Origin of the sequence: Geobacillus sp. BMUD (assembly GCF_013096845.1) — a bacterium.
In the GTDB taxonomy this organism is placed as follows: domain Bacteria; phylum Bacillota; class Bacilli; order Bacillales; family Anoxybacillaceae; genus Geobacillus; species Geobacillus vulcani.
Map to the genome: position 1 here is coordinate 1 of NZ_SDLA01000011.1, position 16,698 is coordinate 16,698.

13 protein-coding genes are annotated in these 16,698 nt (G+C 42.4%); all 13 read right to left on the reverse strand.

What is annotated here, in order from left to right:
- A partial coding sequence (locus ETC05_RS12240; RefSeq protein ID WP_171661107.1) for a hypothetical protein occupies positions 1-252 on the reverse strand: 252 nt, incomplete at its 3' end.
- A gap of 37 nt (positions 253-289) precedes the next feature.
- A complete protein-coding gene (locus tag ETC05_RS12245; protein ID WP_171661163.1) occupies positions 290-1,105 on the reverse strand; it encodes a carbohydrate ABC transporter permease in 816 nt (271 codons plus the stop codon).
- A 74-nt stretch (positions 1,106-1,179) separates the two neighbouring features.
- Complete coding sequence (locus ETC05_RS12250) at positions 1,180-2,046, reverse strand: carbohydrate ABC transporter permease (protein ID WP_171661108.1); 867 nt, start codon at positions 2,044-2,046, stop codon at positions 1,180-1,182.
- 83 nt (positions 2,047-2,129) lie between these two features.
- Positions 2,130-3,446, reverse strand: coding sequence for an ABC transporter substrate-binding protein (locus ETC05_RS12255; protein ID WP_171661109.1), 1,317 nt, complete (start codon positions 3,444-3,446; stop codon positions 2,130-2,132).
- Positions 3,447-3,773: 327 nt separating this feature from the next.
- A complete protein-coding gene (locus ETC05_RS18225; RefSeq protein WP_171661110.1) occupies positions 3,774-5,267 on the reverse strand; it encodes a response regulator in 1,494 nt (497 codons plus the stop codon).
- Positions 5,261-6,958, reverse strand: coding sequence for a cache domain-containing sensor histidine kinase (locus tag ETC05_RS12265; protein WP_171661111.1), 1,698 nt, complete (start codon positions 6,956-6,958; stop codon positions 5,261-5,263). Before ETC05_RS12265 ends, ETC05_RS18225 begins: the two co-directional genes overlap by 7 nt.
- A gap of 100 nt (positions 6,959-7,058) precedes the next feature.
- Entirely contained in the window at positions 7,059-8,309 is a 1,251-nt protein-coding gene (rhaA, locus tag ETC05_RS12270) for an L-rhamnose isomerase (protein WP_171661112.1), read from the reverse strand.
- Positions 8,310-8,313: 4 nt separating this feature from the next.
- The gene (gene rhaB / locus ETC05_RS12275) at positions 8,314-9,726 is read right to left on the reverse strand and encodes a rhamnulokinase (protein ID WP_171661113.1); all 1,413 of its coding nucleotides are present in this window, start codon (positions 9,724-9,726) and stop codon (positions 8,314-8,316) included.
- A gap of 78 nt (positions 9,727-9,804) precedes the next feature.
- On the reverse strand, positions 9,805-11,874 hold the full coding sequence (locus ETC05_RS12280) for a bifunctional aldolase/short-chain dehydrogenase (protein ID WP_171661114.1): 2,070 nt from the start codon (positions 11,872-11,874) through the stop codon (positions 9,805-9,807).
- Positions 11,875-12,068: 194 nt separating this feature from the next.
- Positions 12,069-13,112 (reverse strand): autoinducer 2 ABC transporter substrate-binding protein, encoded by a 1,044-nt coding sequence (locus ETC05_RS12285; protein ID WP_171661115.1) that lies wholly within the window; start codon positions 13,110-13,112, stop codon positions 12,069-12,071.
- Between the two features lie 72 nt (positions 13,113-13,184).
- Positions 13,185-14,141, reverse strand: a complete 957-nt coding sequence (locus ETC05_RS12290; protein ID WP_171661116.1) for an ABC transporter permease — start codon at positions 14,139-14,141, stop codon at positions 13,185-13,187.
- Between the two features lie 17 nt (positions 14,142-14,158).
- Positions 14,159-15,142 carry an ABC transporter permease gene (locus ETC05_RS12295; protein ID WP_171661117.1) on the reverse strand — a complete coding sequence of 328 codons (984 nt, stop codon included), beginning with the start codon at positions 15,140-15,142 and terminating at the stop codon, positions 14,159-14,161.
- The gene (locus ETC05_RS12300) at positions 15,139-16,698 is read right to left on the reverse strand and encodes a sugar ABC transporter ATP-binding protein (RefSeq protein ID WP_171661118.1); all 1,560 of its coding nucleotides are present in this window, start codon (positions 16,696-16,698) and stop codon (positions 15,139-15,141) included. Before ETC05_RS12300 ends, ETC05_RS12295 begins: the two co-directional genes overlap by 4 nt.

Here is a 16,698-nt window from a genome sequence, read left to right on the forward strand (position 1 = left end):
CCCATGTCCCATTCCGAAATAATTCACAAAAAATTTAGCACATTCTTTCGGAAAGGGGGAGAGGGATATTCCGAAGGAATGTGCAAAAAAGAGTCTTTTTTGTGCGGAAATAAAGTGATAATTTACATGTCTGCTCAAAACAGCTCTAAATGTTGACATTGGGTAGGCCTTGGAAAGACTCGTATAATCCTCTAACATCACTCCGTTTTTTACTTTCGTACCGCTAACATCAGACACAATATACTTTTTCATCATCCATCTCCTATGAAATGAAAAATTGGATCATCTATCACTTGATTGAACCCGCAACCATACCGTCAACGATTTTCTTATTGAAGAAAATGAACAAAATCAATGGTGGAAGCGAAATTAAGAGAATATTGGTAAACAGCAAATTCCACTGTGTATTGTACATGCTAAAAAAGTTGTATAGCGTCAGTTGCAATGTGGCGTTTTCCTTACCTGGATAAAAATACAACGGATTGACAAAGTCGTTATAAATTCCTACTGTCGTCAACACAACGACTGTCGCCGAAACCGGTTTTAACAGCGGAAAAATAATCGAGAAAAATAGACGGAAGCGACCGCAGCCATCAATCAATGCAGCTTCATCAATTTCCTTTGGAATGGTTGCCATAAAATTTTTATAAAGAAGCACGGTAAACGGCAGATTGAGTGCTACTTCAACGAGCACGATTCCCGGCATCGTTTTAAACAAACCGATTTCGTTCAGCACCCAAATGGTTGGTACAACCGCTGGAGGAATAATAAGCCCAACAAGAATCAAAAAGTCAAAAAACGATGTTGCTTTGTTTTTCTTTCGGTGCAATACATATCCGGCCATGGCACCAAGAAAAATGAGAAGAACAATCGAAAATGCCGTAATCATAAGACTGTTAAAGAAAGCGCGAATGATCATTCCATCTTGCGCCGCCAACACCTCCCGCATATTTTCTATAAGGTGGAATGAGCTCGGCCATGCCATATTTAATAATGAAGATTCTTGTGCATTCTTCACCGCGTTGATGATGACAAAGTAAAATGGGATGCCGAACACAACCAAGGTCAATAACACAGCGACACATTCGATGGCGATTTTCTGCATTCGCTTTCTTGCCCAGCCCTTACGTCTTTCGGAAGCAGTAAAAAGTTCCGCTGGTTCGTTTGCTAAGTTATTCATTACAAGTTCACCTCTTTTCGGTTCAAATAGACATATAACGGAAACGCCAGTGCAGAAACAAGCAAGAATAAAATCACATTCCCCGCTGTCGAGAGCCCATAAAAACCTGCTTGATACTGTTTATAAATAATTGAGGCAATTAAATCCGTGCTAAATCCAGGCCCCCCTTTTGTCATTGCCCAAATCAAATCAAAAGAACGGAGGCCACCGATAAAGGAAAGAATGATCACTGAATTCATCGCAGGCCGGCTGAGCGGCAACGTAATATTCCAAAACCGTTGGAACGCATTTCCTCCATCGATCATCAACGCTTCATAATAATCACGTGGAATCGACATAATCCCGGCAATAAAAATCACCGTTGCGATTCCGACTCCTTTCCACACATCAACAAGTGCCACGGACAAAAGAGCGATTCTCGTATCGCCGAGCCAGTCCGGTCCAACAATTCCAATCGCTTTTAAAGTGAGGTTAATCAATCCTTTGGATGGATGCATCATGCCCATAAAGGCCATCCCAACCGCAATGGTGCTGAGAAGCGATGGAAAAAACACCATCGAACGAATAAATCCGACTGTTCGAAGTTTCGAACTTAAAAACACTCCCAGCATCAAACCAAGAATCACTTTTAAAGAACAAGTAACAACTGCATAAATGATTGTATTCCGAAAGCCAATATTTAACGATTCCTCTGTTAAAAACATCTTAAAGTTATCAAATCCAATAAATTTCCAATCTGTCAGTGACCACCACGTCATGCTGAAGAAAAACGACATCAGTGTTGGAAACAGAAAAAAAACAAAGTAAATAATACCAGCCGGAACGATAAACCAATACGTATATGCGCGACTCGCTAACGGATTCATCCCGTCAATCCCCTCTTTCGCCTCTAGGTAGAGAAAGCCCTGTCGTTCGTGTGACAGGGCCTTGAGTTTGAATACTCCGTAAATTACCAGCCCTTTAAACCAAGCTGTTTCGCCTGTTTTTCAACATCTTTATCGTATGACTCAGCCCCTTCTTTGGCCGATTTGAGTCCACTGCCAACAGCAACCGTAATTTGTTCAAGATTGGGGCCTTTAACTGGGCTCAAAAATTCAAGGGCAGGTGCTGTCTTGCCTTGTTCAAAATATGGAAGCATGTCTTTTACGGCTGTGTACGTATCATCAGGCAGTTGAATTCCTTTAATTGCCGCTGGGCCATAAGGCTTCACTTTAGAGAAAAAGATTTGTTGCGCTTCTTCCGATACGAAAAATTCAAGCCATTTTTTCGCCTCTTCTACATGCTCACTTGCTTTGTTAATATAAATACTATCTGGTGACCATACTGTAATCCCATTAATGTCAGGACTATCACTTGGCTGCGGGAAGAACCCAATATCATTCACTTTATCTGGATACAACTTTTCAATGTTTGGCAAAGCAAAGGAAATCATCGGGTAATGAACTCCTGTGCCCTCCGCCAGCATTTTCAATCCGTCTTCGTATGTCGTTGCGTTAAAATCTTTATTCATGTAGCCTTTTTTGTATATTTCCTCTAACTTTTCAAAACCTTTTAACGCAGCAGGTGTTGTGGCGATTTTTGCTTTATTGGCAGTGTAATCTTCAGCAAACGTCGGCTCTTGTGCAAGTACATTATAAAAATCGGCCAAAAAAACAATTTGCGATGTCCAAGTATGTCTATATGTGCCAATCACTGCTGTTTTGCCCGCAGCTTTAATTTTTTCACAGTTGGCCATAAGTTCTGCCCATGTTTTCGGAACGGAAAGTCCGAGCTCCTGGTACACTTTTTTGTTGTATAACCAACCGCCAGCGGCAAAGCTCCCAAGCGGTACACCGTACACTTTATTGTTTACGGTGACTGATTTTTTAAATGAATCTTCAAGTTTATCAATATATGGTTCGTTGGAAAGATCGACAAAATTTTTCTCTGGATTTAAAGCTTGCAAAAGAGAACCAGAATTATAGACCATCAAGTCGGTCATATCTCCTGTAGCCAAACGCGTCTTGACCAAATTATCGCCTTCCGCCCCACCTGGACGAGTTTCAAATTCCGTTTTAATATGATATTTCTTTTCAAATTCCTCTGAAATGGTTTTCAGCGCCTCAATCATCGCAAGATCTTCATTATCAGTGAGCAAAGTTAGCGTTGTTTCATTGGATTTTGTCTCATTTGAGCCACTTTCTTTACCTCCGCTGCAACCCGATAATACACCTGCAAATAGAGCAGTTGAACATAGAATAGCTAATAGTTTGCCTTTTGTTTTCAATGCAAGTTCCCCCTTTTTGTGTTAGCGATTCAATGATTTATACATCGTTGTCTTAACTTTATTGTAAGTGTTTTCATTTAATTTCGTAATTGATTGATTTTTTGGGATTATGTACGTTTTTTTTAGAGTAAGCAATCAGGTTGGGCTGTGAAAATGCGCCGCCTTAATCCGTCATTTTCATGCCAGAGTGGGGAACTTTTTTGTATATTGATTATAACTGCTTCCCTAATCCATCATGTTTGGTAGGTGAATGAAAATCGATTAAATTGTGCAATCATACAAAAAACCTCGCTTTTGTTTGTTAATACAGCGAGGTTGCTTTTTCACCTATTGATAAAAAGCATCCCGATACTGGCCTGGTTTCATGCCGGTATATTTTTTAAACAGCTCCGAAAAGTGGCGGTAGCTATGATAACCAACCTTCTCGCTTACTTCCCCGACTTTTTCTCCTTCCTGCAACAGCTTCTTCGCCTGTTCCATTCGCACTTTTGTTAAATACTTAATGTACGATTGCCCCATTTCTTCTTTAAACAGCAAGCTAAAATAAGTAGGATTCATGCCCACATATTCCGCCACTTCTTGCAATGTCAAATCGCAAAAATAATGCTTCTCAATATAATCACATGCTTTCGCAACAGCCTCATGCTTGACTTCCCGGCGCGCGGCAAGCATCCACTCCATAATTTTCTCGATTTGCTCCTGAAACCACCGGTACAGATCTTCTTTTGTACGGATCACTCGAATATCGACGTGCGGCAAATAATGCGGATCGTTGATGACAATAATGTCTTTGTGAACCTCTTTCGCCACTTCCAAGGCAAGATAAATCATTTTCAACAGTTCCCGTTCCAATATATCGGGATTTAACCGCTGTTCATCAAGCTGCTTCAGAAAACATTGAATCTGCTTCCTAAGCCCTTTTCGATCTCCAGAACGCATGCAAAAAATCATTCTTTCTTCTTGTTCTGGTAGATCCATCGGAATATTTGGATTTCCTCCAATATCCTCAAACCGAAGCAAACCGTTTTCTTGCATAAACTGTCCATAACGAAGCGCTTGCAATGCCTCTTGATAACTTTTTGTAGCCTCTTCTAAATATTCATATGTTTTTCCTGCTCCAATAACAAATTTCTCATTTTCGAAGTCTGCTATCCATTTTTCCCATATCTCCCCATTCGAATGTGTCAAATGAAAAACAACGAAGACATGCTCCTTCCCATTTCGGAGGTGAACAACTTTGTATGAATCGTGCTCAGGTAGAAACCATCCATGGTGAAACGTAGCGAGCACTGTCACCCCCTTTACGCGTTCAACTTCTTCCCCAAAACTTTCTCTCCATTTTGGCACCGCTTCTTTTCCTAGCAGCAACAAATCAAACGTAGCTTTTTCCAACAACTCCGCTCTCACATCATTCCATCTGGATTGAAGAAGCGAGAGGTTTTGACGATGTTCGATTTTCTCTATCGTTCGTTTAATAGCTTCCTCGATTACCGGAATGGTAATCGGTTTTTCCAAGTAATCTACAACTCCGAGTTTCAGCGCCTTTTTGACATATTCAAATTCATGAAAACCACTGAAAACGATGCAAATGGTATCCGGCTCGGCAGCTAGGATTTTCTCAATCACTTCTAGTCCGTCCATCCCCGGCATGCGAATATCTGTAAAAACGATATTAGGTCGGGCCGCTTCAAACAATGCCAAGGCATCTTTTCCGTTTGTTGCTGTGCCTACCAATTCAATTCCGTATTCATTCCAATTAATCATCGTTTGTAATCCTTGAAGAACAATGTACTCGTCATCAAAAATGACTGCTTTTAACACTTGTCATCACCTCCCGTTTTCGGACGAAATTTGATCTCGACCGTTGTTCCTTCGTTCACTTGACTGGATATCCTCAATACACTATCTGGTCCGTAACATAACACCAACCTTTCCCTCACGTTTCGTAAACCAAATCCTTGTTCGATAAGCATCATGTCCGCTATTCCGACCCCATTATCGCGAATGACAAAAACAGTCCATCCATCTACCATTTTTCCGATGACCTCAACAGTCCCTGGGCCAATTTTTGGTTCTAATCCATGATAAATCGCATTTTCAACCAAAGGTTGAAGCAATAGTTTTGGAATTTTTTGTATCATAACATCCGGATCTACTTGTTCGATATACTGAAAACGGTGTTGATATCGAAAGTTTTGGATGGTCATATAATGGTGGATATGTTCTAATTCTTTTGAAACGGGAATCATATCTTCGCCTTGATTTAAGCTCAACTTGAAACTTTCTGACAAGGCGACCGCCATTTGCGCAATTTCGTGGTGATTCTTCAGTACGGCCATCCAATAGATGGAATCCAGTGTGTTATACAAAAAATGCGGTTTAATTTGTGCTTGAAGAACTCTTAACTCCGCCTCTTTTTTTTCTAATTGGGCACGAATTAGTTGTTCATTTAATTGCTGATTTTCCACCATCACTTTTTGAAAAATTTCACGCAAATGGATTAGTGGCTTAGCCACCTTTCCCGATGCAAAGAAGGCAAAAAACAAAGCCGTCAATCCAAGAACAGACGAAATCAAAGCGGTAGCTAGTCCAATTTGGCGTGCTTGTTTCAGCAAGTCCTTTTCTTTGATCGTCTGGATAAAAAACCATTGTGTCGTTTCATTTTGATAACTGCTAATAAGGTATCCCTTTCTCCGCAATTGGTGAGGAAAGGGTTTCGAATCCATTCGTTGAAACTCTAGCAGAAAAGGGGGAACATTGTTAAAAACCTCTTTTCCTTCATTATCGTCAGTCAAATCAAGTATCGCCCATTCAAAACGTTTCTCCTCGGGAAATACCCGCTGAAACATCACCTTTCTAATATTGACAACCAATAAACCGATTTTCCTTGGATCAAACACATTTTGTGGATCTTTTAATAATTTCACAGATGAAAATGTAGTGCTAGATTGCTCCTTATTGAGGACATTATAACCAAAAAATACTGGTCTTCCTTGCGCTTCTACACTTCGTTGATACCATGGAGATTGAGCAATCTCTGGATGTGTACCACCTCTTCCATATTTTCCACTACTGCTCGGATTTCCATAACAAACGGAACGATAGCGGTTATTAAATAAACAGATGGAATCAATATACTGAGTATCGATGAAATAGCTTGAAATTAAATTTTCAATTTTTCGTGTCGTGTCTTGGTCCAGTCTACCACGATCAACATTCGTGTACTCCGCGCTATTCACAAGTTCATTGCGGACATCACGATTCCATGAGATCAGACGTTCCATGTTAATGATGTTTTGAAACAGCAAATCTGCTACATGACTGGATGTTTGCAGCTGTTTTGTTGTGGTTTGCCGTTGATTTTCGATTAATGTATTTTTGGCAATATGAAAAGAAATAAACCCTAGCAAGAGAAGAGGAGGGATAGACATGCCGATCATAAGAAGAAAATATCTGATCCGAATGTTGTCCTGGCGACTTATAAAACTGAATATTCCGAAAATAAACCTCATATTTCTTCCCGCTTTCTTTTGATACTTGAACTGTCAGGAAATTTGACGGGCTAGCCAAGGCGTATGCCTAACCAGCCCATCTATGATCCAATGGAAAAAGTCACCGTTTCCGTAAAACTTCCGCTTCATACTGCTCAACTTCGACCAACCACCGCTCTCTTACCGGCACTCCCATCGCCGCGCAATACTCATCCCATACTGCACCAAATGGATAAGTCTTAAACTCTTCCATCAACGCGAGCCTCTCGGTGAATCGTCCTTCTTCTTGCAGCCGCTTCAAATGGTCGTGCGGCAACAAGAGCGCATACAACAGCGCTTTAATCATATTCCGCGTACCGATGACCCACGCTGCCACCCGGTTGATGCTGGCATCGAAAAAGTCAAGTCCGATCATGACTCGGTCGAGCGCCTTGTTACGGACAAGCTCAAGGGCGATCTCCCGCAGTTCATCGTCAAGCACAACGACATGGTCGCTATCCCAGCGCATCGGACGCGAGACGTGTAACGCTAGTTTATCAAAATAAAGCATAAGCGCGGAAATTTTATTCGAAATCGTCTCGGTTGGATGGAAATGACCCGTATCGAGCAAGTAGATTTTATTGCGAGTTAAGGCATAGCCGAGATAAAATTCATGTGATCCGACAACATATGCTTCCGAGCCGATGCCGAACAGCTTGCTTTCGACGGAATCGAGGTTGTATGCCTCATCAATCGGTTCGGCAAAAATTTCATCAAGTGCGTCTTTCAGTCGTTGTCTTGGAGTCAGTCGGTCGCTTGGAATATCCTTGTAACCGTCGGGAATCCAAATGTTCGTTAAACATGGCGTGCCGAGTTTCTCACCGAAATAGGCCCCGATTTTCCGACTGGCGATGCAATGACGAATCCAAAATTGGCGAATTTCCTCGTTCGGATGGGATAACGTCAAGCCATCAACGGCTTTTTCATGAGAAAAGAGCGTCGGATTGAAATCCAATCCGATTCCGCGTTCCTTCGCCCACTCAACCCAGTTCTCAAAATGTTCTGGGGCCAATTCGTCACGTTCGACTGTCTTGCCCTTCGTTTCCGCATAAATGGCATGCAAGTTGACGCGATGTTTTCCAGGGATTAAAGATAGCGCCTTGTCCAAGTCTTGTCTCAACTCGTCTGGTGTACGTGCCTTGCCAGGATAATTGCCCGTGACATCGATCCCACCGGACAACTCTCGCTTTTGCGTCTCAAAGCCGGTAATATCATCACCTTGCCAGCAATGAATAGAAATCGATACTTTCTCTAACGTGCGCAACGCTTCATCGACATTGATCCCCCACTGTTCATACGCTTGTTTTGCTTCATCAAATTGGTCACGGACCATATCGTCACTCCCCTTTTTTCGGAACAAATGTTTTCAACGGAAACGACTGGCGGACAAGCTTCCGGGCCTGTTCCAATGTCTTGATTTTTCCGAGCGCCAACCATTGGGCAATCATGTTTCCGATAGCCGTCGCTTCGACGGGACCAGCATAGACAGTCTTGCCAGTAGTATTGGCGATCATCTCATTCAACCATTCATTTTGGCAGCCACCGCCAATCACATTGATTTGACCAAATGTCTGTCCGGTTGTTTCTTCAATTTCGGCTATCGCCTTTTGATAACTGACAACTAAACTATCAAATACACACTTCACGACTTGCCCCAACGTTTCGGGCACCGGCTGATTTGTTTCCCGGCAATACGCTTGAATAGCGGCAATCATGTTGTCAGGTTTCAAAAACCGCTCATCATCGACATCCACGGTCGAATAGAAATCGCGTTCCGCGCGAGCCAACTCTGCTAGCTCAGCAAACGAATGTTTGTTTCCTTCATTTCGTCGTACTTCTTGAATCATCCACATTCCCATAATATTTTTTAAAAACCGAAACCGGTAATCGAGTCCGCCCTCGTTCGTAAAATTATAGCCGCGCGCCTGTGGCGAGCAAATCGGCTCGGCCCGTTCCACTCCGATTAACGACCACGTTCCCGAGCTAAGGTAAATCGTATCGTCAAGTTCCGGCACGGCAACGACGGCTGATGCTGTGTCGTGGGTAGCCGGCAAAATGACATTCATTTCAACGCCAAGCTCTGCTGCGATGTCCTTGCGCAGCGGGCCGAGTACCGTTTTGGGCAACTGCAACGGTTGGAACATCGTTTCCTTCAGCCCCAGCTCCCGCAACAACTCCACATCCCATGTTTTTGTCTGTGCATTGACAAGCTGGGTTGTCGTCGCGTTCGTATATTCATTCGTTTTTTGACCAGTAAAAAGGTAATGAAAATAATCGGGGAGCATAAGAAATGTTTGCGCCCGTTCCAATACATCCGGTGTTTCTTGTTTTAAGGCGTACAATTGATAAATCGTGTTGAACTTTTGAAATTGAATGCCGGTTCGTTCATACAACCGCTCTTTTTCAATAATCTCAAATACCTTTTCCATCATGCCGTCGGTGCGCGGATCACGGTAAGCGACCGCATCGGTGACTAGACGGTCATGTGCGTCCAACAGCACGAAATCGACGGCCCACGTATCGACGCCGATGCTTGTCGGCCGTAATCCCTTTTCTCGACACAATTGAATGCCTTTTTTCATTTCATTAAATAAATAAGCGACATCCCAACAAAAATGGCTTCCTTTTTGAATCATCTTGTTGGCAAAGCGGTGCACTTCAACAAGTTGAATGCATTCACCTTCGATCCATCCCGCCATCACTCGACCACTCGATGCACCAATATCAACAGCTAAGCAGCATTCGATCATTACGTTCCCCTCCGCAAACGCTTCCCGTATCTTTGACAAACGGCGTGAAGGGGGATCCCTTCACGCTTCCATCCATCATCATCTAGGAAATGCAGCCGGCACACCACCGTCAACCGTGAGCATGCATCCGGTCGTTTTTTCCGCTTTCGACGAGGCGAAAAAGGCAATTGCTTCAGCGATGTCCTTTGGATACACATTAACGAGCAATGTCGTCCGCTTTCGGTAATATTCTTCCAACTCATCCGGTTCAATACCGTACGCTTTCGCCCGCTCCTCGCGCCACGCCGAATTCCAAATGGCCGACCCTTGTAAGACGGCATCCGGAAGCACCGAATTGACACGAATGCCGTATTGTCCTCCCTCGGCGGCAATGCAGCGGGCCAAATGCGTTTCCAATGCCTTCGCCGCGCTGTAGGCAGCGGCATTTTTGCCAGCATACACGGAGTTTTTTGAGCCAACAAATACCATGCTTCCGCCGATTCCTTGTTGTTTCATTTGCCGGAATGCTTCGCGAGCGACAAGGAAGTAACCAGTGCCAAGAACGTTGATGTTTAGATTCCACTCCTGTAATGTTGTTTCATCAAATGGGCTCGATGTCGCCAATCCCGCGTTATTGATAACAATGTCCACTCCCCCGTAGGCGAGTGCCGCTTCAGCAAACGACTGTCTCACGTCCTCTTCGTTTGTCACATCCATCCGGACCGCCAATGCTCTTCCTTCCCCATACGTCTCATTGAGTTCAGCGGCAACTTTCTCCGCTCCTTCGATATTCAAATCCGCTACAACGACGTGTGCGCCTTCTGCCGCCAACCGTCGGCACGTTTCACTGCCGATGCCTCCCGCTCCGCCTGTAACCAAAGCGACTTTCCGCGAAAATTCCGCTTCCGGTGGAGCGAGCGTCAACTTATATAGCTCCAGTGGCCAATATTCCACTTGATACGATTCTTCTTCATTTAATGAAACAAAGTTTCCTAGAGCCGTGGCCCCTCTCATTACCGCAATCGCCCGATGGTACAACGCGCCGCTAACCTTCGCCATGGCTAAACTTTTTCCGGTGTTGACCATGCCAAGGCCTGGAATCAAAATGACGCGTGGTGCCGGTTCAAACATTTGGTCGCCTTCTTGTCTGTTACGTTCGAAATAGGCTTTATATTCTTCTTTAAATCTCCCAATTCCTTCTTTTACATTTTCGATGAGTTGTGAGACATCGCCGGACTGGGGATCCCAGTCAACATAGAGCGGCACACGCTTTGTGTGTACTAAATGATCCGGACAAGCCGCTCCGACTTGTGAAAGGATCGGCGCAGCATAGCTATTGACAAACTGCAGCACATCATCGCTATCGTCATAGGTGACGATCATCCGTTTTTGCTCGCTGACTGCCCCGCGGATGACCGGCAGCACTTCAGCGAACAACGCTCTCCGTTTCTCCGGCGAAAGCGCCTCATATTTTTGCCCACCAAACACTCGCTCTTTATCGATGCGCGCTTGAATATACTCTTCCGCTTCGTTAATGATCGAAATCGTTTTTTCATAACATTCTTTCGCCGTTTCTCCCCACGTCACCAGTCCATGCTTTTCCATCAACACCAGCTCGGCATTGGGGTTATTTTTGACTCCTTCGGCAATCATTTTGGATAATGTAAAGCCCGGCCGCACATACGGAACCCAAACAAAACGATTCCCATAAATCTCTTCAGCAATTTGCTTTCCGTTATCGGCACAGCAAATGCTAATAATGGCGTCCGGATGCGTGTGATCAACATGGTTGAACGGCAAAAACGCATGAAGCAACGTTTCAATCGATGGACGCGGATGTTTGCGATCGATCATGCAATGGGACAAATATTCGACCATTTCTTCATCCGACATTTCCTCGCGCTCCATAAGCGGACGGATATCCTCAAGTCTCAACCCGGTGAAGTGCTGCGCTTTCATTGTCGCTAAATCGGAGCCGCTCCCTTTCACCCACATCACTTCAATCTCACGGCCGCGGAAATCCTTTTCAATCGTCTTCATGGACGTATTTCCCCCACCCCAGTTGCATACCGATCGGTCAGAACCGATCAAATTGGAGCGGTAGACGAGCTCCTCGAGACCTTTTGGAAGTTGCGCCGCTTTGTTGTCATTCCAACGGTTTCGCACCATTTTGTTTCGCCACCTTTTCTATTTTTTATCAAGAATATTATAATGTATTTTTGATATTTTTTGAATAAATTTGTTTGTTTTTGTTTTTAGAAGTCTTTGTCAGACATAAAAAGGTTATTCATCAATGCACTTCATAAAGAGTGTTCAAAAAAGGTATCTCAAACCAGCTGGTTTAAGATACCTTTTAATGAATTTTAGAAATCATAGTTCCCAGCGTTTTCTGCAGTGAAATCAGTCGGAGGCCCCATAATTACTGTTTTGCCATCCTCACGCACTTCGATCGTTCCTACGTTTTCCACATTTTGATTATTTTTAGGTTTTTTTCCTTCAGCTAAATCTTTCGCAAGGGCGACGGTTAAATAGCCTAGTTTGTTTGGTTCCCATAAAATAGCAACATCCAGTGAACCGTCTTCTAAGAAAGGCTTAGAATCTTTAGGCAACGCTGTACCGACAACAGCAATCTTGTCTTGTAAACCTTTTTCTTGAATGGCTTGAGCAGCACCTAATGGAGCTGGAGTCGAAAATGCCATAATACCTTTTAAATCCGGATATGATTTAATTAAATCGAGTGTTTTTTGATAAGCAACTTGTTGTTTTTCATCTGTAGCAATTTTATCTGTAACCAGTTTGATGTTCGGATAATTCTCTTGTAATTCCTTCTTGGCAGCATCAATCCAAGCATTTAAGTTGGCTGCGGAAAGTCCGCCGGTTAGGATAGCGATTTCTCCTTTGTCAGTTCCCATCTTTTCGACTAATGTCTTAGCAATATGGCGACCGTAGGCCTCATCATCAATTTGGTGAACTGATAATTCCACAACAGACTGGTCCGCTGGTGTATCCCAGTCCATGACTTTAATTCCCTGTTCTTTTGCTTTCTTCAATACTGGTGTCAAAGAAGCAGGATCATTGGGAGCGACTGCAATCACATCTACTTTTTGGCTGATTAAATCTTCGATGACTTTAACTTGTTGAGCAGCATCTGCTTCTGTTGGGCCAGTATAAATAACATCGACCCCTAAATCTTTTCCAGCTTGCACTGCTCCTTTTTCTGCTGCATTGAAATAAGGAATACCAACAAGTTTTGGGACTACAGCGATTTTTAATTTGCCGTTGTTGGTTTCCTTATTTTCGCCAGCTTGATTGTTGTTAGTTCCAGCATTTTCGGAAACACAGCCTGCAAGAAAACCAACTAAAAGAATAAGTGAAATCAGTGGTGCTAGAACTTTTTTCAACTTCACGTAAAGTTCCCCCTTTACATTAGTAAAGTTTTATCGTTAATCCCACTAAATTAGTCAGAATAACTTCGTGTTCTACAAAGTAGCCTGTAGTTTTTTCTTTTGTTCTAACTTCACTTTAATAAAATTGATTACAAGAACAGAAATGAGAATTGCACCCATAATAACATTAACAATGGCGCGCGGAACACCAAGCAAGTTCAATCCGTTGGAAAGTACTTGAAAAATGATGACCGCGTAGATGGTCCCTGCTACTTTCCCATACCCCCCTTGTATTTCTGTCCCTCCTAAAACGGCAGCGGCCACGCTTTGCAGAAGATAGGAAGACCCAAGGTCCACCTTAGCCATATTGTATCTTGAAGTCATAATAATCGCTGCTATCGTTGCAAGGAATGAAGCATAAAGGTAGACTTTCAGAAGAACCCTGCTATTGTTAACTCCTGAAAAAAGAGTAGCAATAGGATTACTTCCAATCATGTACACACATCTTCCCCAGTTTGTTTTTCCTAGAAGAATGGCGGTGAAAATGGCAAATAAAACGAAGATGATCATAGACAGCGGAACTAACCCAAGATAGTAACCATTTCCTATCAATCCATAAGCTTCACTAAAACCAGAAATCGAATTCCCTTTAGTTATACTTAATATCACCCCCTCAAATAAAACCATCGTTCCTAGCGTGACAAGAATCGGTGATACACCGATTTTTGAAATAACAAATCCGTTAACAAAACCACAAATTAAACCAACGAAGATGCCGACAAGTATGGCTGTAATCATGGAATAACCATGGCTCTGCATGATGGCAATCGCCACTCCAGCTAGCGCTGCAGTATAAGTGATGGATAAATCAATACCTCCTGTTATAATGACAATCATCATGGCCAAGGAGATTAATCCGAACTCAGGTAACTGGAACATCATATTATTTAGATTCTCCATACTTAAAAATCCTGGGGCTATAATCGCCATAACCCCAAACAATCCCACAGCAATCAACCCTAATATGTTTTCTTTTGATAACACTCTCATTGTATGTTCCCTCCTTTCTATGACTCTACCTCAATTTTTGACAGTTTGTCTTTGGTCCGTTTATATTGAATGTGATCATATGAAACAGCAATAAGAATAATAGTTCCAATTACTATTTTTTGCCAAAAAGTATCAATTCGTGCTAAAATGAGACCATTTTGCATAATCCCCAACAACAAAACCCCTAAAAATGTTCCTAAAATTGTTCCGCGTCCCCCCATAATATTGGCACCGCCCAACACAACGGCTGCAATAACTGAAAGTTCGAATCCAACTAGGCCGTTTGGGTCGACTGCCTTTGTGTAAGCGACTTGTGCAATGGCTGCAATCCCAGCTAAAAATCCCATATAGGCAAAGACGAAAATTTGAACTTTATCAAAGTTAATACCAACCCTTATGGCTGATTCCTTGTTTCCACCAACCGCTAAAATTTCACGGCCAATAACGGTGTATTTCAAAATAAACCAAGTTAAAAGCGCAACAACAAGAAATATTAAAATGAGAATAGATACTCCAAAAATTTTAAAATTGGCAAATTCAATAAAGATTTGTGGGAAGTTTGTGCTATTTAAATATTGACCGTTGGTGATATACAAAACTAACCCATTAATCATACTCATTGTTCCAAGCGTTACTACAATAGCTGGAATCTGAATTTTGGACACAAGAAAACCATTGATTCCCCCCAGCACTGCTCCGAGTAAAGGAGCAATGAAAAATAAAAGAAGAAGTGATATTAGATTGTCTGGAAGGATCAACAAAAGTCTTCCAATAATTACGCAAACAGCACTGGTTACCGCCGCTACCGATACATCGATCCCCCCGGTTATAATGACTAGTGTCATCCCTACAGCTAAAATGCCGAGAACAGCACTTCCTTTCATAATATCAAGAATATTATCAAATGTTAAAAATACAGGACTGATACATGACAGCACTATAGAAAGCATAATTACAATCACTGCAATACTGATTTCTTTCGATTTAAAAACAGCCTTCACATTTGCACCTCCCTATCTGCTACGTATGTTACTGAATACTCGTAGTTTGTCTGTTGCTTTGCTCCGAGTAACGCATAGTTCATAATATTTTCCTGGGTGGCCTCTTGAATTCCTAGTTCACCCACTATTCTCCCATGTCTCATGACTAAAACTCGATCACTTACCGCTAAAATCTCCGGGAGTTCCGAGGAGATTACAATAATCCCTATTCCTTCTGAGGCAAGCTGACGAAGAAGTTGATGAATTTCTGTTTTAGCCCCAATATCAATGCCGTTCGTCGGTTCGTCAACAATTAAAACTCTCGGTTTGGTTGAAAGCCATTTTCCAATGACAACCTTTTGCTGGTTTCCACCTGACAACTGGCCCACAGCCATTTCCGGTATGGGTGGTCTGACATCAAGCGTTTTCATATAGTGGTGGGCTAAATCAACTTCCTTTTTACGATTAATTAAACCAAGCATATTTCGAAACGTTTTCAAAATGGGCAGAGAGATATTATTAATAATTGATTGCCGTAGAATAAGCCCTTGAGTTTTTTGACTTTCAGGAATATAGGCGATTCCCATTTTCACTGCATCTTCCGGTGACCTTATATTTACTGTTCTTCCGTTAATTTTAATTTCACCTGTATAAGGTCTATTAATTCCAAATATCGCTTGGGCAAGTTCCGTTCTTCCTGATCCAACCAGACCGGTAATCCCCAAAATTTCTCCTTCTCTTAACTCAAAAGAAATATCCTTAAAATTCCCTTCCTTTGATAACCCCTTCACTTCTAAGACTGTATTTCCTATCTTTCTAGCTCTTTGATTTCTCTCATACTGGACTTTGCGTCCGACCATTAAAGTAATAAGTTTTTCCTCATCAAGTTCCTCTTTCAAAAATGTTCCAACGTATTTGCCATCCCGCAAAACAGTAAACCGATCGGAAACGGTAAATAGTTCTTTTAATTTATGACTGACAAATATAATAGAAATTCCTTTTTGTTTAAGATTATTTATTACTCTATAGAGCTTTTCAACTTCTCCCGAGGATAACGACGATGTCGGCTCATCCATCACAATGAGCTTAGAATCAAATGCAATAGCCCTTGCAATCTCAACGAGCTGTTGTTGAGCAATGCTTAAACGTTCAACTGGAATGTCTAAATCAAGATGAACATCAAGTTCTGCTAGCGCTTTCTCCGCTATCCCCCTGACTTTTCTCCAGTTTATTTTTTTCCATGACTTGCTGTTGCTATCTCTTCCTATACATATATTTTCCGCTACTGATAAGTTGGGGAATAAGCTTAAGTCTTGATAGATAACCGATATACCCTTCAAAGTCGCATCTAATGGCCTTTTTATATGCACCTTCTGCCCCTCAAAGTGAAATTCCCCACCAGGATCCGGCTGATAAATTCCTGCCAATATTTTAATAAGTGTGGATTTCCCAGCGCCATTTTCTCCAATTAAAGCATGAACTTCACCACGTCTCACCTCGAGACTGACCTCATCAAGCGCTTTAACTCCAGGGAACGTTTTGCTAATACGATTCATCCTCAATAAATATTCAGACAT

Bases quoted from the DNA above. Each gene is read 5' to 3' on its own strand.
- ETC05_RS12265 (WP_171661111.1), bottom strand. From the start codon at position 6,958: ATGAGGTTTATTTTCGGAATATTCAGTTTTATAAGTCGCCAGGACAAC.
- ETC05_RS12250 (WP_171661108.1), bottom strand. From the start codon at position 2,046: ATGAATCCGTTAGCGAGTCGCGCATATACGTATTGGTTTATCGTTCCG.
- ETC05_RS12290 (WP_171661116.1), bottom strand. From the start codon at position 14,141: ATGAGAGTGTTATCAAAAGAAAACATATTAGGGTTGATTGCTGTGGGA.
- ETC05_RS12280 (WP_171661114.1), bottom strand. From the start codon at position 11,874: ATGGTGCGAAACCGTTGGAATGACAACAAAGCGGCGCAACTTCCAAAA.
- ETC05_RS12245 (WP_171661163.1), bottom strand. From the start codon at position 1,105: ATGCAGAAAATCGCCATCGAATGTGTCGCTGTGTTATTGACCTTGGTT.
- rhaA (WP_171661112.1), bottom strand. From the start codon at position 8,309: ATGGTCCGTGACCAATTTGATGAAGCAAAACAAGCGTATGAACAGTGG.
- ETC05_RS12300 (WP_171661118.1), bottom strand. From the start codon at position 16,698: ATGTCTGAATATTTATTGAGGATGAATCGTATTAGCAAAACGTTCCCT.
- rhaB (WP_171661113.1), bottom strand. From the start codon at position 9,726: ATGATCGAATGCTGCTTAGCTGTTGATATTGGTGCATCGAGTGGTCGA.